Source organism: Clostridium oceanicum, assembly GCF_039521385.1.
GTDB lineage: Bacteria > Bacillota > Clostridia > Clostridiales > Clostridiaceae > Clostridium_F > Clostridium_F oceanicum.
This window is the reverse complement of sequence record NZ_BAAACG010000006.1, coordinates 152723-173065: the sequence shown is the minus strand read 5'-3', so window position 1 is coordinate 173065 and position 20343 is coordinate 152723. Positions and strand designations below refer to the sequence as shown.

The window sequence follows — 20343 nt, the reverse complement described above, 5'->3', positions numbered from 1 at the left end:
TTTTAAACAAATACCTAATCTAGCATCCCATAGTATCCCATATTTTATTTAATATCTCTATCTAATATTTTTATTTTTTAATCTTTATTTTTTAATCTTTATTTTTTCTTTCTCATTTAACTTTTATTTTTCTAATCTTAGTTTTTTATCTACTATTTAATTTTTGTTCTTCTAATCTTTTCCTATTCATTATTTTTCATCTGTTCTTTCTTCTTTGTTTTCTGTCTTTTTTCCATATTTATTATTTTTTATTTGTTATCTGTTATCTTTTATCTGTTATCTTTTATCTGTTCTTTGTTCTCTATAAATTCTTTTATTTTGTTTTCAACTTGTACAATTTTTTCTTTTTCAAAAATCCTAGGTTTACTTATTGATATACAAGTAATCAATCCTATTACTGTATCATTTTTTATAATAGGAAAAACTACTAAACTTTTAATCCCAAATTCAAAGAATTCTTTGGAAGATTCAGGATCTTTAGAAGTATCTTCTATACAAACAATCTCTTTATTCATTGTTCTTTTTAAAGATGCTTCTTGTGAAACTTTAACTTTAAACTTTTCATGTTTAGCTTTCCACTCTTCTACACTGCAAAAGGGATTTTTAGTAGTAGACAAGGGATGAAGTCTATCATCATATATTTCATGCATCCCTACACTATCCACTTTTAAAATATTATTAATTTCATTTAATAATTCTTTTATTTTTAGTATATTCATAAACAAACCTCTTTTCTGTAAAGGATTTAATTTTGAAAATAAAACAAACTTTTTATTTTTGAATATTCTATTTCCAAATATTTCATTTTATACAATGATATTACAAAGAAAAATTTAAATCAATACTTTTTTTTATAAAATATTATTTTTTCCAAATTGACAATTATAAACAATTTCAATATAATAAATGGATAATATGTAAAATAATAATATATAATTTTATTAAAATATTTAATACTAGCTACTTTCCATTAAACATAAATCCTAACACTATAAAAAATAAATCAACTATAAAAATGGAGGTTCATATGAAAAAATTTAATATTCCAAGAAATTTTCGTCCTACTTTAGTTATCCTAGCCATTGTAATTCTAGCAATAAGTGTATATAGAACTGTTTATGTTAATATTGATTCTAAATATTATTTAGCAAGTGAAGAAGAAGACCCTAATGTTACAAATTTACCTGCTGGAAAGGAAACAAAGGACAGTAGAGAATTTGATTTTGGTAAATTTTCAGGCAGATGGAATATAATGGAGTTTAAATCTACAAAGGGTAACAAAATAAAAATAGTAGATAACTCTAAAATTACTAAAGGAAAGCTTTATGTTGTAGTTTTAGATTCAAACTATAAAAGTTTAGCTATTCATAAATCTGATGGAAAATCTACACTAAATTTAACTACACCTAAAGACGGGAAATATATTATAAGAATTGTTGGACAAAAGACTTCTGGTCATATAAATATGAAAGTAACTTCCCCTCAAAATATACACCTTATTCATAGAGGAGTATTTGGATAAGAAGAAATATTTTTTACTTAATATAGCTTTTTAAAACGAATTATTTATATTTCCATATTCAGTAAAAATCACAACTGATAAAAATAAGTGTCACATACCATTTAAATATAAAAATAAAAAAAGCTTAAAAACTTAAGCTTTTTTTATAATAATATTATTAAAAATTTAAAAAGGGACTTAAGCCCCTTTATTCTCTTTTTCTAGTTTATCTATAATTTTATCAATTACTTCTAAAGGACAATCATCACACCAAACTTTAATTAAGGCTCTTGATATTCTTCTTTCAAATTCATCTTTATTTTCAGAAGTTGGATAATAAACTCTAACTTTCTTAACCTTTTTTCTTATCACAAGCCTTACCTTCCCCTAAATCTATCTCGCTTACTAATATATGATTTATATATGTAAGTGGTGATAACATTTCTTTATCTTAATATGTTCCAATTTATACTAAATTAATAAATCAAATCTTATAAAAGGAGATAAAAATCACAGATACGAAAAAAATTATTAATTCTTTCTTGCTCTTATAAATAAAAACTGAGGTTTCTTAGTTAATCTATGGTATGCATCTGGCAGTTTATTTTTAAATTCTTCTGTAGGCATAGGCTCTAATAATTTTTCTATTGTAAATCCTGAATCAATAATAGACATTATAATTTTACTTAATGGTCGTCTGTAAAATTGCAATTTTACCTTTCCACTTGGAGTATCCCATTCATCGTCTAATAATTCTGTCAAAAAGTAATTTTCTCTATTAAATACTGTAAAATCCATAAATGGATGATGAACAGAAATAATAATTTGTCCTTCTTTTTTTAAAACTCTATTAAATTCACCTAATACTCCATCCCAATTTTCAATATAATGAAGTGCCAGTGATGACAAAACAACATCCATAGATTGATCATGGATAAAACTTAGTGGCTCATTTAAATCCGCTCTTATAATTTTAGCACTATCCCCTACTCTTTTTTTAGTCATCTCTATCATTTGGGGACTAAAATCTAATGCTGTTACAGCAGCTCCTTTTTCTAATAAGTATTTAGTATACCATCCTGCTGCACAGCCTGCATCTAAAACCTTTTTTCCTTTTACTTTTGGAATTAATGATACCGTTGCAGGCCTTTCATAGTAAGCATTATATGGTTTTGTATCTACATCTTTAAAATAATATTCCGCCATTTGTTCATAGGAATTAAGTGATATCGCTTCTTTATTTACCTCTTGATTTTTATCTGATATATTATTCAAATTAATCCCTCCTCGATAATTTTTAGTATAGTACAATTATACCTAACTAACATAGATTTTCATTGATCCTTTTGTTTCAATAATCTTTACACTTATCATTCATTTTAAAAAATTTTAAATAAATAATCTACCTATATTATTTATTAATCTTAACATCCTTTTTCTTTATTTCTTTAAATACTAAATATAAAAGTGGAACCATAAGTATAAAATATATAACTGCTAATATATTTTCAATAAAACTACTAATATTGGTTCCATAGATTTTTCGTATAACCTAACAATTATACCATATAATTACAATAAAGCTAAATGTATAAATTCACTTTAAGTTTTCCACAGAATTATAAGTTTAAATATAGATTTATTGAATTATTTTAACTATTTTTATTCATTTATTATAATAAATGGTAGACAAATTGCATAATTTGAGTTATAATTTTTTAAAATTGCATAATTTTTACCGTTTTATTTATATATTTACAATAAGGTATAGATTTTAATATGGGGGGACTACCTATGAAAAAGAAAAAAAGATTAAAATTTCCAACGGCATTTACTGTTTTATTTATAGTTCTAATTATTGCTGATATATTGACCTATGTTATACCAGCCGGTAATTATTCAAAATTAAACTATAAAAAAGAAACTAAAAAATTTGAAATAACTAATTCAAATGGAAACGTTTCAACTAAACCACCAACACAAAAAACATTAGATGATTTAAATATAAAAATTGAAGTAGATAAATTCATTGATGGAAGTATTAATAAACCAATTGCAATTCCTAACACATACAAAAGAATTAAGCAAACACCTCAAAAAATATCAGACATTGTTCAAGCTCCAGTTAAAGGAACTGCCAATGGCATAGATATTGTTTTATTTATCTTAGTAGTAGGAGGACTTATATCTATAGTTAATGCCACAGGAGCTTTTGAATCTGGATTTGCCAGTTTATCAAAAGTAACCAAAGGAAAGGAATTTATATTATTAATATTAGTTAATTTATTAATAGGACTTGGAGGAACTACTTTTGGATTTGCAGAAGAGACAATTGCATTATATCCAATATTGACCTCTATATTTTTAGCAACCGGTTATGATTCTATGGTATGTATAGCTATTATATATGTAGGTTCAACAATAGGTACAATGTTTTCAACTGTAAATCCTTTTGCAACTGTAATAGCATCAAATTCAGCAGGCATAAGCTTTACTGAAGGTATTGGTCTTAGAATGGTTGGACTTGTAATTGCTTTTATTATATCCTTAATCTACGTATTAAGGTATGCTAAAAAAGTTAAAGATGATCCATCTAAATCACTGGTCTTTGATCAAAAGGAAGAAATTGAAGCAAAATTTTTAACAAATAATGATAATAAAAAAGAAATACCTCAACTTAATTTTAAATTAAAATTAATACTTATACTTTTTGGATCTGCTTTTATAATTATGGTATATGGTGTTGTTGTGAGAAAATGGTGGTTTACAGAAATGACTGCTTTATTCTTAGTTATTTCAATAATAGTAGGTATCATATCTGATTTAAAAGAAAAAGAATGTGTAGATAATTTTCTAGCTGGTGCTGGAGATGTAATTGGTGTTGGATTAATAATAGGAGTAGCTAGATCTATTAATTTAGTTCTTGAAAATGGTAATATTTCAGATACATTATTATACTTTTTCTCTAACTCTGTTCAAGGAATGAATAGTTCAGTTTTTGCAATAGTCATGCTACTTATTTTTATGGTTTTAGGATTATTTATTCCTTCCTCATCAGGACTTGCAGTTTTATCTATGCCTATAATGGCTCCACTAGCTGACACTGTAGGAATTTCAAGAGCTATTATAGTAAGTGCTTTTCAATTTGGCCATGGACTTATAACTTTTATAACTCCAACAGGAATTATTTTAGCAGCTTTGTCAATGGTAGATATAACCTATGATAGATGGCTAAAATTCATAGCTCCTTTATTAGTAATAATGCTTATATTATCAATGATATTGTTATCCTTCGCTGTTATCATATAAATAAAAAGAAAAGATTCTACCTTCCAATTATTACATCTTCTATACACATAGCTAATTAATATAATAATAAAAAGATAACATTAAGTTCTACCTTAAATAAATACTTATTTTTCATACCAAAAAGAGGAATATGGCTATCATATTCCTCTTTTAAATATATTTTATTAAATCACTAATTTTAAGGTCATCAATCTACTCTACACATAACTTAAACCTATCATTACTTCCCCCGTTTCTTCCTACTTCCATCTTTATTAAATAATTTTCTTAAATGCATTTCTTCAAAAATTATCATAATTACAACACCTACTAATAAAATTATTGTTTGTACCTTTTCATTATTAATACCTCTTGGCAGAGCAATTGACCAAACACCTATAATTCCATTAAAGGCTCCAAGTATCATCATGCTAAATCCGCTATGTTTTTGAGATTCATCCCAAGTATCCTGATTTTTCATTGCTAAAGGTGTTCTATATCCATATACTTTATTTATACTTTTTGGTGGATACTTCATTAAAATAAAACCAAATAAAATAAAAATTATTGCTGCTGTTATAGAGATCATATTTTTCACTTCCTTTATTCCATATTATACTAAATATATTATATATTCACAAAAAATTTCTCTACACTTTCATCAGTAGGAACCTTTGAAAATATAATATTAGTAGTTGTTGTAGCATTTAATGCTGCAACAGAATCAACAAACTTTTCAATTTCTAATATAGATTCAACGCTTAATTTTACAAGTATACAAGAATGTCCCGCTATTCTATAACAAAACTTTACACGAGGATGATTATAAATAAATTTTTTAAAATTCTCAAATCCACTATTTTTTAAATCAATTTGAATGATACATTCTATATTAAGCCCTAAAGCTTTCTCATTTATTTTTATAGTATAACCTTCAATTACTCCCCTATCTTCTAGCTTTCTTATTCTTTCTGCTACAGAAGGTGGTGATAGATTTACCCTTTTAGATAATTCTCTAATAGATAAACGACTATCTTTTTGAAGTTCTCTTAATATTTTAATATCTGTATTGTCCATTTTCATATGTATATAAGTCTCCTTTTTTTTATTACATTTAAAATATAATTCTCTAAAAATAGTATCAAATAAATATGTTTTTTCAATATTTAACTATTATAATATAATAAACAACACAATTTATCAATTTCTATATGACAGAGCTCACTTCATACAAATTTATATTATATATGAAAGGTTGATTTAAATGAAAAATATAAAAAGTTATACAGTTTTAAGAAATGGAGTAAAAATGCCCTGGCTTGGCTTTGGTACATACAAACTGGAAGAAGAAAATATAACTATAAATTCAGTAAAAGAAGCCTTAAAAATCGGTTACCGTCATATAGATACAGCCTCTTTTTATGACAATGAAAAAGCTGTAGGTACTGCTATAAAAGAAAGTAATGTTCCTAGAGAAGAAATTTTCTTAGTAAGTAAAGTTTGGAAAACAGATCAAGGCTATGAGAAAACATTAAAAGCTTTTGAATCTTCTATAAAAAAACTTGGTACAGATTATCTTGATTTATATTTAATTCATTGGCCAAGTAAGATGCAAAAAGAAACTTGGAAAGCTTTAGAAAAACTTTATAAAGAAAAGCGCATAAGAGCTATAGGAGTAAGTAACTTTACAGTTAATCAGCTGAAAAATTTAATGGAAGATGCTGAAATTATGCCTGCAGTAAATCAGATAGAATTTCATCCTAAACTTATTCAAAATAGATTAATTGAATTCTGTAAAAATAAGAATATACAATTAGAAGCATGGTCACCCTTAATGAGGGGTAAGGTTTTTAAAATACAGCTTTTAAAAGATCTCTCTTTAAAATATGAAAAAACAATAGCTCAAATTATACTAAAATGGAATTTACAAATGGGATTTGTAACTATTCCTAAATCAACAACTCCTTGGAGAATAAAAGAAAATGCAGATATATTTGATTTTAAATTAACTATAGAAGATATAAATAAAATTAATAGCTTAAATGAAGGATTAAGAATAGGCTCAGACCCAGATAAAGTTTATGAATGTATAGAAATTATAAAAGACTAAATTTACGTTATATATTTAAATAATTACTAACTATATTTTAAATAATTGCTACTTATAATTCAAATAAAATTACATGATGAATTATAGATAGATTCACTATCCTTAACCCTTAATATTTCTTATTATGTTATAATTAGTTAAATACGTTAAATTGGAATAAAGATAAATTATTTATTTTTATATGCCTAAAAAGGAGGACCTATTATGACAGCTCCAGTTAAAGAGAGTATAGATATGAATGCAATTGATAAAGTCGATATAAGAGTTGGAACAATTAAATTAGTTGAGGATGTAAAAAAATCAAATAAATTAGTTAAACTAACTGTTGATTTCGGTGAATTTACAAGAACTATCTTAGTAGGAATGAAAGGTGAAAGAGAAAATCCAAAAGAAATTGAAGGGCAGCAAGCACTATTTATAGTTAATTTAGCTCCAAAGAAAATGGCTGGAGAAATTTCTGAAGGAATGCTTTTTGATATTGGATATGCAGACGGCATTATTCCTGTTTTAGCACAACCTGAAAAGCCAGTACCTAATGGTACAAGAGTTGGATAAATCTTTTAACATACATTCTACAATAAATACATAATAGCTAAAAAAGTATACAAACCATCCTATAATTAAAATGAAATTTAGGATGGTTTTATTTTTTAATATAAAAATTATTTATTCATTATTATATATTATAATTACTTTTTACCAGTTATTTAATTCAGGAATTGATCTTACTAAATCATTTTCCTCTATAGTAAATACGTTAGTATCTTTACCTACATACCAAGAATATAATACTGATTTAAGTCCAAAATGAACTGTACTTACACTACTTTTTGCAATTTCTCTACTTTTTCTATAAGCTCTTTGATATACCCACCTATTATCATATTTAATAGTATTTTCTATAAGACTAACTTTTCTATCTGAATCCAGCATATATATTAAAGCACTAGGATCATAATTTCCATAATATTCTTGTATTAAGCGATCGTTTATAACTCTGTTATTTTCTTTCTGTAAATAATATATATTATTATTTTGTGCTAAAGCAACTCCTGTATTTTGATTTTTAGTACCCTCTGTTAAATAAATTGTGTCCATTGGCTGACTACTTCCCGGTGCAAAGAATTCTAATATATAGTCTGGTGTACCTGGACTTGTATCTATCTCTAACATATCACCACTTCTTAAATTATAAACTCTAGGCGCTGCACCGTCTTCTGTATAAAGCACTACTTTATTCATAATATCATTTCCTGTTTTATTAAAAAAATTATATGCACTTATACAAAACTTATTATTTTCAAACTTAGGTGGAATAAAAAATAAATTTTCCACATCTGCTCCTGCTCTTGCTTCAGCCTCCAATCCCGACTGGTGTAAACTTGGAACTCCAAAAGTATTAAGGATATTTCTAATTAATTTTGCTATAGGCTTAGCAACCGTAGCCGGTGAAGCTGCTGAAACAGTTGTAGGCTTTGCCGTGGCAAACATACCTGTACAAATAACCGTTCCAATAATTAAACTTAATAATTTTTTCTTAATCATAATAAAACACTCCTCTTTTCTAGATTATCACTTATAATCATTATTAATAAATAATAATATATAACAGAAAATGATATTCTATAAATATTCCCTCTTAAAAGTGTAATATTTTATCATAAAAAGTAAGAAAGTGTAATATATTATACATTTACGAGTCTCTAGTGTAATAATTTGTATTAAATACAACTTATCTATTAATAATTACTTTAAATATTAATAAATAGCTTTCTATTTAAATAAAACTAATATAAGGATATTTTTAAAATAGATATATTAAAAATTTAAATATAAATGTGAGGTTTAAATATGAAAGCTGCAATATATAGTAGAAAATCTGTGTTCACATCTAAAGGTGAATCTATAGAAAACCAAATAAATCTATGTAAAAACTACGGAAAAACTAATTTAGATATAGATGAATTTTTAATTTATGAAGATGAAGGTTTTAGTGGTGGAAATACTAACAGACCTAAATTTCAACAGTTAATTAAAGATGTTAAAAAGAAAAAATTTGATACTCTTATATGCTATAGATTAGATCGTATCAGTAGAAATGTAGCTGATTTTTCTTCTACTTTAGAATTACTTCAAAATAACGATATAAGCTTTGTAAGCATAAAAGAGCAATTTGATACAAGCTCTCCTATGGGAAAAGCCATGGTTTATATTGCATCTGTATTTGCTCAATTAGAAAGAGAAACCATAGCAGAACGTGTTAGAGATAATATGCTAGAACTCTCTAAAACCGGTCGCTGGCTTGGTGGTCAAAGTCCTTTAGGTTTTAAATCTGAAAAAGTATCCTTCTTTGATGAAGAAATGAAAGAAAGAAGTATGTTTAAACTTTCTCCTAAAAAAGAAGAACTTAAACTTGTAAAGCTTATATTTAAAAAATATATAGAACTAAAATCAATAAGAAAACTTCATAAGTATCTTATGATAAATAATTTTAAAACTAGACAAGGTGGCTCCTTTGATACTAGCAGCTTATCTTTTCTTCTACAAAATCCTTGCTATGCAAAATCAAGTAAAGAAATATTTAACTATTTAAGAGAAAAAGGTATAACTTGTATAGGAACCCCTGATGGAATTCATGGTGTTTTAACTTATAACAAGAAAAAAGGCCTCTATAAATACAGAGATAAAAAAGAATGGCTTGCAGTAATAGCTAAACATAAAGGAGTTATAGAATCTGATATTTGGCTTAAAACTCAAAGTATATTAGATAAAAATAAAGCTAAAGCTCCAAAACTTGGCAAAACTCACAAAGCTTTATTAACTGGAATAGTAAAATGCTCTAAGTGCGGCTCTAATATGGTAATATCCCATGGACCTAAAAATAAAGATGGGAAAAGAACTTATTTTTATATATGTTCTAATAAAAAAAAATCTAAAGGAAAGCTTTGTGATAATGGAAATATAAGAACAGAGGAATTAGAAACTGTAGTTATAGATAGATTAAAAACTATTACTAAAAATAAGGGGAATTTAATTGAAGAGCTAAATTCAGTAAAAAAAGAAATCTATTCCTCTAAAGAGGAGGCTAATGAATTAAAAACATTAAAATCTTCTATTAAATCAAATAAAAAAGCTATAGAAAGTTTAGTAAAACAACTATCCTTAAATCCTTCTAAAACAGTATCAAAATATATATCAAAAGAAATAGAAAAAAGAGAAGCTGAAATAAAAAGGGCTGAATCTAAAATTGAATCCTTTAAAAATGATAAATTAAAATCATCAAAAGTAAATCTAGATTTAGACTTAATAATAGAGAATTTAAAGAGCTTTTCTAAAACTATAGATACAGTAGATTTAAAAGCTAAAAAGTATTTAATATCTTCTCTAGTAGAGAAAATAACTTGGGATGGTGATACTGGATCTTTACACATAAAACTTTTTGGAAGTTCGAAAAATAATTAATTTTAAATTTGCACTTTGCTCTAACATGCAGAAGCTATCTGTTTGGGGTCACTTGCAGGTCATAATGCTGTAAGATATGGCCTAGGCATGCCAATGCTTATACTTCCAAAGAGCATTGCTATAGGTGATTTAATAGCTTATGCAAATTATAAACTTACTACAAAAGAAGGAAGAAGAAATAGATATACTTTTGCAGGGGCTGAATATTTTGAAAGAATGAAAGCTCAAGGTCTTTATACAACAGATAAAGAAGAAATAGTAAAAAGAGTTCAAAAACTTAATCTAGAAGGAATTCTTAGCCAAAAACTAGTATAAAAAAAATAAAGGCATGACTTAATGTCATGCCTTTGTTATTTAAATATTTTATACTGTTATTTCAGCTTTTTCTCCTAAAGCATCTTTATTTTCTTCTAATATAGGCTTAACTGCCTCATTTACAAAAGCAACTACTTGACCTGGAGCTCTACCTACAAACTTTTTAGCATCTATTAAAGCTAATATTTCTTCTTTAGAAAGTCCAAAAGAATCATCTTCTATAATTCTAGATATAAGGTCGTTATCAAGACCTTCTTGTTTTACTCTTTTAGCAGCTTCCATAGAATGTTCTCTTATTCTTTCATGAAGTTCTTGTCTGTCTCCACCTTTTTTAACTGCTTCCATCATTATGTTTTCAGTAGCCATAAATGGTAATTCTCTATCAACATGACTTGCTATAACTTTTTCGTAAACTACCATGTTTTCTGATATATTCATATATAAGTTAAGTACACCATCTAAAGCTAAGAAAGCTTCTGCAACAGATATTCTTTTATTAGCTGAATCATCTAATGTTCTTTCAAACCATTGAGTTGAAGCAGTTATTGCTGGGTTTAATGCATCTACTATAACATATCTTGATAGTGCTCCCATTCTTTCAGATCTCATTGGATTTCTCTTATATGCCATAGCCGAAGATCCTATTTGATTTTTACCAAAAGGTTCTTCTACTTCTTTCATATTTTGAAGTAATCTTAAATCATTACTGAATTTATAAGCACTTTGAGCTATTTCAGATAACATATTTAAAACTACAGAATCAACTTTTCTTGTATAAGTTTGACCTGTAACCATAAATTCTTTTGAGAATCCTAATTTTTCAGTTACTTTTTTATCTAATTCTTTTACTTTTTCTTCATCTCCATCAAATAGTTCCATAAAACTTGCTTGGGTTCCTGTAGTTCCTTTTACTCCTCTAAATCTTAAAGTACTATCTATTGTAAAATCTAATTTTTCAATATCCATTACTAAATCTTGAATCCATAATGTAGCTCTTTTACCTACTGTAGTAAGCTGAGCTGGTTGAAGATGAGTAAATCCTAATGTAGGAATTTCTTTATATTTTAAAGCAAAGTTACTTAATAAATTTATAACATTTACTAATTTCTTTTTAACTAAAAGTAGTGCTTCTTTCATTATGATTAAATCTGTGTTATCTCCTACATAGCAGCTAGTAGCTCCTAAATGTATAATTCCTTTAGCACTTGGACATTGAACTCCATAAGCATATACATGGCTCATAACATCATGTCTTACTACTTTTTCTCTTTCTTCTGCTACTTCATAATTTATATTTTCAATATTATCTTTTAATTCTTTTAATTGCTCATCTGTAATATTTAGTCCTAATTCTTTTTCACTTTCAGCTAAAGCTACCCATAGCTTTCTCCAAGTTTTAAATTTCATCTCTTCTGAAAATAAATAACTCATTTCTTTAGATGCATATCTTTTATTTAAAGGACTGTTATATGTATTTCTCATTTTATTCTATCCCTCCGTGCGTATATTATATATATATAATTATTTTTCATTCACATTATAACATATATTTTTTATTTTTAAAAACATTATATTCGTATAATGTTAGAATTCCATTCTATATGTATTAAAAATTAAATGCAATTATATTTAATTTTATTTTTTTCTAATATTTAATTTATTAATTTTAAGAAAATATCCCCATCTTATTTAACTTATGATTTATTTTTATAAGAATTAAGTTTAAAAATTTATAGTTCTATTTCTTATCATAACTAATATACTTTAGTAAGATATAAATTACATCCTTAAAGGAGGATACATATATGTATAAATTAAGTTTAATAGACAAACTATCATTTATATTAGTTATAATAGGAGCCTTAAATTGGGGACTTATAGGATTATTTAATTTTAATTTAATCGGAGCTATTTTTGGAGAACCTGCCAACTTCATAGGAAGAATAATTTACATTTTAGTAGGAGTTGCTGGTATTTATCTAATTTATTTTTGGTTAAGCACTAAAAGAAAAGCTTATAAATAAAAGGCCCTCTTAGAGCCTTTTATTTTTTATATTATTCTAATGTATTTATTAGTTTAGCTAATTCTTCTACTGCTAGAGTTTCGTCATCTCCAGAAGCTACAAGTTTTATATTAGCGCCTTTCACTACTCCTAAAGAAAGAACTCCTATAAGACTTTTGATATTAGCTTTTTTACCATTAAATTCGATTGATAAATCTGATTTAAATGATGATGCTTTTTTTACTAGTAAAGTTGCTGGTCTAGCATGTAAGCCAGTTGAAGCATTTACTACTAATTCTCTTTCTACCATTTTGTTCTCCACCTCTTTTTATGAATTTGTTTAATAGCACACATTTATAATTATACCATTAATTCTACAGTTTTCAACACATTTAATTACTAAAATGTAAAATTAATGTAAAACTAATAAAATTATTGTGCTTTTCCTACAAAATCAGCTATTCTATTTAAACCTTTTTCTATATTTTCCATAGATGTAGCATATGATAGTCTAATAAATTCATCTGATCCAAAAGCTATTCCTGGTATTACAGCTACATTTTCTTCTTCTAAAAGTATTTTAGAAAAACTCATTGAATCCTTTATAGTTTGCCCACAAACTGATTTATTTATAAGCTTTGAAATATTAACCATTACGTAAAAAGCACCCTTTGGCTTAACACAGCTAATGTTTTCAGTAGCGTTAATTTTATCTACCATATAGTCTCTTCTTTTAGAAAATTCTTTTACCATAGCATTTAATGCAGTTTTATCTCCATTTAAAGCTTCAACAGATGCATATTGTGCTATAGAATTTGGATTTGAAGTTGTATGGCTTTGAATGCTGCTCATAACTTTTATTATATCTTCTGGTCCTGCTGCATATCCTATTCTCCAACCAGTCATAGAATAAGCTTTTGACATACCATTTATTACAACAGTTCTATTATAAGCATCTTCTGATAAAGAAGCTATACTTACATGTTTTTCATCACCATATACAAGTTTTTCATATATTTCATCTGAAATTATTATAAGATCATGTTTTTTAGCAAATTCAGCTATTTCTTTTAATTCTTCCTCAGTATATAAAGTACCTGTAGGATTATTTGGACTGTTTAATAAAAGTCCTTTAGTTTTTGAAGTTAATGCTTTTTCTAAATCACTAACAGTAAATTTAAATCCTTTTTCTTCTTTTGTTTCAATAAATACTGGAACACCTTCATATAACTTCATAAGTTCTGGATAACTTACCCAATAAGGTGATCCTAATATAATTTCATCTCCTGGATTTAATATAGTTTCAAATACGTTAGATAAACACTGTTTTGCTCCTGTGCTTACAATTATTTGACTGTTTTTGTAAGTAAGATTGTTATCTTCTTTAAGTTTATTTGCTATAGCTTTTTTAAGATCATCTATTCCAGATGCTGAAGTATATTTTGTAAATCCTTCTTCTATAGCTTTTATAGCTGCGTTTTTAATGTTTGAAGGTGTATCAAAATCTGGCTCTCCTGCTCCAAATCCTACTACATCTAATCCTTCTGCTTTCATTTTTTTAGCTTTTGCAGTTATTGCTAATGTTAAAGATGGTTCAATCTTAGTAGCTTTTTTAGATAAATTCATTACTTTGCCTCCCTTTATTAAACCTATATATTAAATTAAATATAAAACACTAACTTCTTGCTATTAATATTACTCCTGTTATTATAAAAACAACTCCTAAAACTCTTATAAAAGTTATATTTTCTTTAAAAACAAAATAAGAGAATATCATAACTAAAACATAGCCTAAACTAACCATAGGATATGCATAACTAAGTTCAACTTTACTAAGTACTTTTATCCATAAAAGAAAGCTTAGTCCATAAGTTATTATTCCAGCCATTACCGGTACGTTTTTCAAAATTTGAATTATACTACTTATTGCTCCTGTAGCAAAATTTAAATCTAAATTTCCTGCTCCGTATTTTACAAGTATTTGTCCTAAAGAACTTAAGAAAACCGATGCTAATATTAAATATATCATTTTATAAACTCCTTAAATAGTAATACTAAATATTTTACTATATAAAACCAAAAATATATAATTATAAATATTAAAGGAAAGGCATATCTAGCTTGTCCTTCTGTTACAAAATATATTGTTGTAAACATGTAAAATATTACTGTAATATATAAATTAAATTTATTTAAAGTTTCTGTTTGTCTTTTTATGATTTTATACAGTATAAATATGCTATAAAGTAATATATATATTATAGCTGGTATAAAAAATATATTTTTAAGAATAGTAGATTTTACTACCATTTTAAATTTAGTTTGACTACTTAAACCAGATCCATAGGTACTATATCCTATATCGTCACCTAAAAAATATGTATTAACAAGTCTTTTTGTACCTAATACTAAAAATTCCTTTGGATGAGCTTTTATCCACTTATTAGCTTCTTTTTTTAACATATGATTTTTTTCAGTCATATTAGCTTTTTTATATTCTTCCTTTTTAACTAAAGAATCTTTAACATCTGCAGCTGCCATCCATCTTCCAAAAGTATTCTCAGAATTATTATTTATGTATAATACTATACCATCATTATTTGATACATATGTATATTGTCCCATCATTTTTGTATTTCTATAAATCCAAGGAGCTATACATATAGCTGAAACTACAAATATAGTTAAACTGCATTTTAAAGAATGTAAAAACTTTTTTTCTTTTAAAAGTTCAACTAAAAATACTGCAAAGGCAAAGACCATAAAAAATGGTTTTATTATAGTTATTACACCAGTTAATACTCCTAGTAATATATATTTATATTTAAAATTACCAAAATAAACATTAGTAACTAATAAAAGCATTGTAGTAAATAATATTTCTGTTCCAAGTACACTAGTATAAAATATATTGTTAGGGAAAAATGCAAAAATAGTAAAAACTATCTTCATACGTTTCTCATCTATATCTAATTTTTTTAATAATCTATAAAAAATAAAATTATTTAAAAAAGCAAGAACTATATTAAATATTTTAGCCTTTAATACACTTGCTCCAAATAGTTTAAATATTCCTCCAAGTATTATACAATAACCTACAGATGTATAGGTATTTCCCCAGGAACCACCATTTGCTATTTGAACTGATAAATTATAATAATACTGAAAATCTGAAAATGGCTTTGTATTTATAAAACTTACCCATAAAATACAAAATAAAAGTGATATTATCATAATAATTTTATAATAAATAGTACTATTACTATTTTTTTTATTACTCATTACTTCTAAACTTCCATACATAGTATTTATATATACCCCTCTCCTAAAGCTTCATGTATATTATAACACCAATTGACAAAACCCATAGTATTATATCTACTAAAAAAGGGATGTCCTTTTGAAATACGTCTTCTGGCTTGCCACCAATGTTATTTTTAGTCATTAAATATTGATATCTAAATATACCATATAATACAAAAGGAATAGTATACATCATACTTCTACTTTGTACAGAACTAAAAGTATATAAACAATAAGATATTAATATAGATGGCGTTACAATAGTAAGCATATTATCTAATAATTCTATAGAATAATCTTCTAAAATCTTTCTGTGGGATCCTCTCTTGTCTTTTAATGTTATAATTTCGCTTTTTCTTTTATTTAATGCTAAAAATAAAGACAACAATATAGTACACAAAAATAACCAAGGAGATACTCTAACCCCTGTAGCTATACTTCCACTTTCAACTCTAAGTACAAATCCTAATGTTATAAGCATAACATCTAATATAACTACGTTTTTAAGCTTAAAACAATACATTATATTAGTTATTATGTAAGTCATATATATAAGCATTATTCTATAACTAACAAACTTATAAGATGTAAACATTACAACAAGAAATATAACTATATCTAAAATTATAGCAGTATTTTTAGATACTTTTCCACTTGGAAGTGGTCTTTTTCTTTTCTCTGGATGCTTTTGATCCTTTTCTAAATCAACTATGTCATTTAATACGTATATAGTTGATGATGTTAAGCAAAATAATATAAATGTTACAATGTTAATTTTAAGTAGATTTAAATTTAATAGGTTTCCAGAAAATATTATAGCTGCAAACACAAAAAAATTCTTTATCCACTGTTTAGGCCTCATCAATTGAAGAATAGCCTTTATATTCATACACTCACTCCTCTTAAGTCTTCCTCATAATTATATATAATTCAGTGTAATTTTTTCCCTTTTATCTGACATCATATTTATACTATTATAATTTAACATATTTTTAACGCAAATTAAAGGACTTGAATTTAATTCAAGCCCTTTATATTTAAATATTATGTGAATTTTATCTAGGCTGTATTATAAGTTTTATAGCCGTTCTTTCTTCACCATCAATTTCTATATCAGTAAATGCTGGTATACATATTAAATCGATACCACTTGGAGCAACAAAGCCTCTAGCTATAGCAACAGCTTTTATAGCTTGGTTTATAGCACCTGCTCCTATTGCTTGTATTTCAGCAGCTCCTCTTTCTCTTAGTACCCCTGCTAAAGCTCCTGCCACTGAATTTGGACTTGATTTTGCTGAAACTTTTAATACTTCCATAAGTAAACCTCCTATATTAACTTTATTTTTGTTTATTGTCATATCTATTTAGTATATATATTCTACAAAAAATAGAAAATTCCTTTTAATTTTTGTAAATCTTAGTAAATTTTAAAATTAAAAGGAATTTATTTTTATTATTTTGTTTTTATTTTGCGTACTCTATGGCTCTAGTTTCACGAATTACATTTATCTTTATTTGTCCTGGATATTCTAATTCGCTTTCTATAGTTTTAACAACATTTCTAGCCATTTCTGTACATTCTGCATCATCTATTACTTCTGGTTTAACCATAATTCTAATTTCTCTTCCAGCTTGAATTGCATATGACTTTTCTACACCTTCACACTGATTTGCAATTTCTTCTAACTTTTCAAGCCTTTTTATATAGGCCTCTAAAGTTTCTCTTCTAGCACCTGGTCTTGCTGCTGATATAGCATCTGCAGCTTGAACAATCACTGCCTCTAGAGATTTAGGTTCTTCATCACCATGATGGGCTGCTATAGCATTTACAACTGTTTGTGATTCTCTGTACTTTTTAGCCATTTCAGCTCCTATTATAGCATGTGGACCTTCTATTTCATGATCTACAGCTTTACCTATATCATGAAGTAATCCAACTCTCTTAGCAAGTGTTGGTTCCATGCCAAGTTCTGAAGCTATAAGTCCTGATAGGTAAGCTACTTCTATGGAATGTTTTAAAACATTTTGACCATAACTAGTTCTATATTTAAGTCTTCCAAGTAATCTAATTAATTCCATGTGAAGACCGTGTATACCAGTTTCAAAGGTAGCTTGTTCTCCCTCTTCTTTTATATCACTTTCTACTTCTTTCTTAGCTTTTTCAACCATCTCTTCTATTCTTGCTGGATGAATTCTTCCATCTACTATTAATTTTTCTAAAGCAATTCTGGCAACTTCTCTCCTTATAGGATCAAAACCAGATAAAACGACTGCTTCTGGTGTATCATCTATTATTAAATCAACCCCAGTAAGTGTTTCTAATGTTCTGATATTTCTTCCTTCTCTACCTATAATTCTTCCCTTCATTTCATCGTTAGGAAGATTAACTACGTGTACTGTAGTTTCTGCTACATGATCTGCTGCGCATCTTTGAACGGCGTATGTAATGATTTCTCTAGCCTTCTTTTCTGCCTCTTCTTTTGCTTTAGTTTCTATTTCTTTTACAAGCATTGCAGATTCATGTTTTATTTCTTTTCTAACCTCTTCTAATAATATTTCCTTTGCTTCTTCACTAGTTAGTGAAGAAATTCTTTCAAGTTCTGTTCTTTGTTTATCATAAAGCTCCTGGATACTGTTTTCTTTGTGTTCTATTTCGCCTTGTTTTTTGCTTAAGAAATCTTCTTTTTTCTCAAGAGCTTCACCCTTTTTATCTAAAGATTCTTCTTTTTGAATTACTCTTCTTTCAAGACGCTGAACCTCGTTACGTCTTTCTCTAACTTCTTTTTCTACTTCTGCTCTTAGTCTATGAGCTTCTTCTTTGGATTCTAATATAGCTTCTTTCTTCTTAGATTCAACATCTCTTTCAGCATCTTCTCTCAATCTGTGAGCTTCTTCAGCTGCTTTCGATAGTTTATCTTTAGCTTTTTTATCTACAACATACAAACCTATAATAAACAATATTATTATTATAACTACTGCAACTATTATATATATAGGACCCATTTAAAACACCTCCTTTGCTTTTTTGAGCTTTATATATTAAGTAACATGAAGCTTAGAAAAGGTGTCATACTATTCAATTGGACCATATATGCTAAACCAGATTTTGTCTTAATTTTATATTAAAACTTTTCCATTGTCAAGCTGATATCAACTAATATAGAAGATTAATATTTTTTTATTTTCTAAAGCAAAAATATATTTAATTAATAAATTTATTTTTTAGTAGTTTCAGTTTTTTTATTATTTTGTGAAGCTTCCTTTTCTTCTACATTTATAGGCAAATTATATTTTTTTCTGATATTATTTTCTATTTCTAATGACATTTTAGGATTTTCCTTTAAAAATTGTTTAGCATTTTCTCTTCCTTGCCCTAATCTTGTATCGTTATAAGAATACCATGACCCGCTTTTTTGAACTAATTCTTCTCTAACACCAACGTCTAATATATTTCCCTCTTTTGAAATTCCTTCGTTATACATAATATCAAATTCTGCTTTTTTAAATGGAGGAGCTACTTTATTTTTAGTTACTTTTACTCTTGTTCTATTTCCTAAAATAGCATCTCCTTGTTTTATAGAATCTATTCTTCTTACATCAAGTCTTACAGATGAATAAAACTTAAGTGCTCTACCACCGGGAGTTGTTTCAGGATTTCCAAACATAATACCTACTTTTTCTCTTAATTGGTTTATAAATACTGTTACACATTTTGTTTTATTTATAGAACCGGTTAATTTTCTTAATGCTTGAGACATAAGTCTTGCTTGAAGTCCTACATGAGAATCTCCCATTTCTCCTTCTATTTCTGCTCTTGGAACTAAAGCTGCTACTGAATCTATAACTATTATATCTATTGCACCAGATCTAACTAATGCTTCTGTTATTTCTAAAGCCTGTTCTCCAGTATCTGGTTGTGAAACTATTAAACTTTCAATATCAACCCCTAAATTTCTAGCATAGCCAGGATCTAAGGCATGTTCTGCATCTATAAAGGCTGCTGTGCCTCCTGCCTTTTGAGCTTCTGCTATCATATGTAGAGCTACTGTTGTTTTACCTGAAGATTCAGGTCCAAAAACTTCTACTATTCTTCCTCTTGGTACTCCCCCTATTCCAAGGGCTATATCAAGATCTAAACTTCCAGTAGATATTGATTCAACATTTAATATGCTTTCTTCTCCTAATTTCATTACTGAACCTTTACCAAATTGTTTTTCTATTTGTGACATTGCTGATTCTATTGCTTTTAATTTATCTGTATTTATATTATTTGCCATAAAATAACCTACCTCCTTAATTTTACGAACATCCGTTCTAATTAAAATTATATATTATTTTTAGAGTAAGGTCAAGAATAAAAT

The 20343-nt window shown here is 26.8% G+C and carries 21 protein-coding genes and 1 pseudogene; 7 read left to right on the top strand and 15 right to left on the bottom strand.

The window, feature by feature from the left end:
* Nucleotides 1–269: 269 nt before the first annotated feature.
* Complete coding sequence (locus ABDZ71_RS04215) at nucleotides 270–719, bottom strand: GAF domain-containing protein (RefSeq protein ID WP_343759184.1); 450 nt, start codon at nucleotides 717–719, stop codon at nucleotides 270–272.
* A 308-nt stretch (nucleotides 720–1027) separates the two neighbouring features.
* Here ABDZ71_RS04215 and ABDZ71_RS04210 point away from each other — a divergent pair, with 308 nt between their 5' ends.
* Nucleotides 1028–1522: a hypothetical protein gene (locus ABDZ71_RS04210; RefSeq protein ID WP_343759182.1), complete on the top strand. Its 495-nt coding sequence runs from the start codon at nucleotides 1028–1030 to the stop codon at nucleotides 1520–1522.
* Between the two features lie 177 nt (nucleotides 1523–1699).
* Here ABDZ71_RS04210 and ABDZ71_RS04205 read toward each other — a convergent pair whose 3' ends face one another.
* On the bottom strand, nucleotides 1700–1873 hold the full coding sequence (locus tag ABDZ71_RS04205; RefSeq protein ID WP_343759180.1) for a hypothetical protein: 174 nt from the start codon (nucleotides 1871–1873) through the stop codon (nucleotides 1700–1702).
* A 159-nt stretch (nucleotides 1874–2032) separates the two neighbouring features.
* Complete coding sequence (locus ABDZ71_RS04200; protein ID WP_343759178.1) at nucleotides 2033–2776, bottom strand: class I SAM-dependent methyltransferase; 744 nt, start codon at nucleotides 2774–2776, stop codon at nucleotides 2033–2035.
* Between the two features lie 519 nt (nucleotides 2777–3295).
* Here ABDZ71_RS04200 and ABDZ71_RS04195 point away from each other — a divergent pair.
* A complete protein-coding gene (locus tag ABDZ71_RS04195; protein ID WP_343759176.1) occupies nucleotides 3296–4810 on the top strand; it encodes a YfcC family protein in 1515 nt (504 codons plus the stop codon).
* A gap of 220 nt (nucleotides 4811–5030) precedes the next feature.
* On the opposite strand, the gene ABDZ71_RS04190 is transcribed toward ABDZ71_RS04195, so the two are convergent.
* Together ABDZ71_RS04190 and ABDZ71_RS04185 are read right to left on the bottom strand one after the other, a co-directional pair.
* Entirely contained in the window at nucleotides 5031–5378 is a 348-nt protein-coding gene (locus ABDZ71_RS04190; protein WP_343759174.1) for an SdpI family protein, read from the bottom strand.
* Between the two features lie 38 nt (nucleotides 5379–5416).
* A complete protein-coding gene (locus tag ABDZ71_RS04185; protein WP_343759172.1) occupies nucleotides 5417–5872 on the bottom strand; it encodes an Lrp/AsnC family transcriptional regulator in 456 nt (151 codons plus the stop codon).
* Between the two features lie 181 nt (nucleotides 5873–6053).
* On the opposite strand from ABDZ71_RS04185, the gene ABDZ71_RS04180 reads away from it, so the two are divergent.
* Nucleotides 6054–6899: an aldo/keto reductase gene (locus ABDZ71_RS04180; RefSeq protein WP_343759170.1), complete on the top strand. Its 846-nt coding sequence runs from the start codon at nucleotides 6054–6056 to the stop codon at nucleotides 6897–6899.
* A 204-nt stretch (nucleotides 6900–7103) separates the two neighbouring features.
* Nucleotides 7104–7454, top strand: a complete 351-nt coding sequence (locus tag ABDZ71_RS04175) for a tRNA-binding protein (protein WP_343759168.1) — start codon at nucleotides 7104–7106, stop codon at nucleotides 7452–7454.
* A 141-nt stretch (nucleotides 7455–7595) separates the two neighbouring features.
* Here ABDZ71_RS04175 and ABDZ71_RS04170 read toward each other — a convergent pair whose 3' ends face one another.
* Nucleotides 7596–8444: a hypothetical protein gene (locus tag ABDZ71_RS04170; RefSeq protein ID WP_343759166.1), complete on the bottom strand. Its 849-nt coding sequence runs from the start codon at nucleotides 8442–8444 to the stop codon at nucleotides 7596–7598.
* Between the two features lie 306 nt (nucleotides 8445–8750).
* Here ABDZ71_RS04170 and ABDZ71_RS04165 point away from each other — a divergent pair, with 306 nt between their 5' ends.
* Together ABDZ71_RS04165 and ABDZ71_RS04160 are read left to right on the top strand one after the other, a co-directional pair.
* Nucleotides 8751–10361 carry a recombinase family protein gene (locus ABDZ71_RS04165; RefSeq protein ID WP_343759164.1) on the top strand — a complete coding sequence of 537 codons (1611 nt, stop codon included), beginning with the start codon at nucleotides 8751–8753 and terminating at the stop codon, nucleotides 10359–10361.
* Nucleotides 10362–10385: 24 nt separating this feature from the next.
* Nucleotides 10386–10676 (top strand): annotated as a pseudogene (locus tag ABDZ71_RS04160) (FAD-dependent oxidoreductase); the annotation flags it as partial.
* Between the two features lie 48 nt (nucleotides 10677–10724).
* Here the strand turns inward: ABDZ71_RS04160 and purB are convergent.
* Nucleotides 10725–12158, bottom strand: coding sequence for an adenylosuccinate lyase (gene purB / locus ABDZ71_RS04155; protein WP_343759162.1), 1434 nt, complete (start codon nucleotides 12156–12158; stop codon nucleotides 10725–10727).
* A 323-nt stretch (nucleotides 12159–12481) separates the two neighbouring features.
* Between purB and ABDZ71_RS04150 the strand changes: the two genes are divergently transcribed.
* On the top strand, nucleotides 12482–12700 hold the full coding sequence (locus tag ABDZ71_RS04150; protein ID WP_343759159.1) for a DUF378 domain-containing protein: 219 nt from the start codon (nucleotides 12482–12484) through the stop codon (nucleotides 12698–12700).
* A 31-nt stretch (nucleotides 12701–12731) separates the two neighbouring features.
* Here the strand turns inward: ABDZ71_RS04150 and ABDZ71_RS04145 are convergent, their stop codons facing one another.
* From ABDZ71_RS04145 to recA, 8 genes are all read right to left on the bottom strand, one after another.
* The gene (locus tag ABDZ71_RS04145) at nucleotides 12732–12989 is read right to left on the bottom strand and encodes an HPr family phosphocarrier protein (protein ID WP_343759157.1); all 258 of its coding nucleotides are present in this window, start codon (nucleotides 12987–12989) and stop codon (nucleotides 12732–12734) included.
* 122 nt (nucleotides 12990–13111) lie between these two features.
* Nucleotides 13112–14305 carry a pyridoxal phosphate-dependent aminotransferase gene (locus ABDZ71_RS04140; protein ID WP_343759155.1) on the bottom strand — a complete coding sequence of 398 codons (1194 nt, stop codon included), beginning with the start codon at nucleotides 14303–14305 and terminating at the stop codon, nucleotides 13112–13114.
* A gap of 49 nt (nucleotides 14306–14354) precedes the next feature.
* Nucleotides 14355–14708 carry an EamA family transporter gene (locus ABDZ71_RS04135; RefSeq protein ID WP_343759153.1) on the bottom strand — a complete coding sequence of 118 codons (354 nt, stop codon included), beginning with the start codon at nucleotides 14706–14708 and terminating at the stop codon, nucleotides 14355–14357.
* The gene (locus ABDZ71_RS04130; RefSeq protein WP_343759151.1) at nucleotides 14705–15982 is read right to left on the bottom strand and encodes a hypothetical protein; all 1278 of its coding nucleotides are present in this window, start codon (nucleotides 15980–15982) and stop codon (nucleotides 14705–14707) included. Before ABDZ71_RS04130 ends, ABDZ71_RS04135 begins: the two co-directional genes overlap by 4 nt.
* Before the next feature lie 22 nt (nucleotides 15983–16004).
* Nucleotides 16005–16871: a decaprenyl-phosphate phosphoribosyltransferase gene (locus ABDZ71_RS04125; protein ID WP_343759149.1), complete on the bottom strand. Its 867-nt coding sequence runs from the start codon at nucleotides 16869–16871 to the stop codon at nucleotides 16005–16007.
* Nucleotides 16872–17037: 166 nt separating this feature from the next.
* Nucleotides 17038–17298, bottom strand: coding sequence for a stage V sporulation protein S (locus tag ABDZ71_RS04120; protein WP_050607215.1), 261 nt, complete (start codon nucleotides 17296–17298; stop codon nucleotides 17038–17040).
* Nucleotides 17299–17446: 148 nt separating this feature from the next.
* Entirely contained in the window at nucleotides 17447–18985 is a 1539-nt protein-coding gene (gene rny, locus ABDZ71_RS04115) for a ribonuclease Y (RefSeq protein ID WP_343759145.1), read from the bottom strand.
* 212 nt (nucleotides 18986–19197) lie between these two features.
* Entirely contained in the window at nucleotides 19198–20259 is a 1062-nt protein-coding gene (gene recA / locus ABDZ71_RS04110; RefSeq protein ID WP_343759144.1) for a recombinase RecA, read from the bottom strand.
* Nucleotides 20260–20343: the final 84 nt, after the last annotated feature.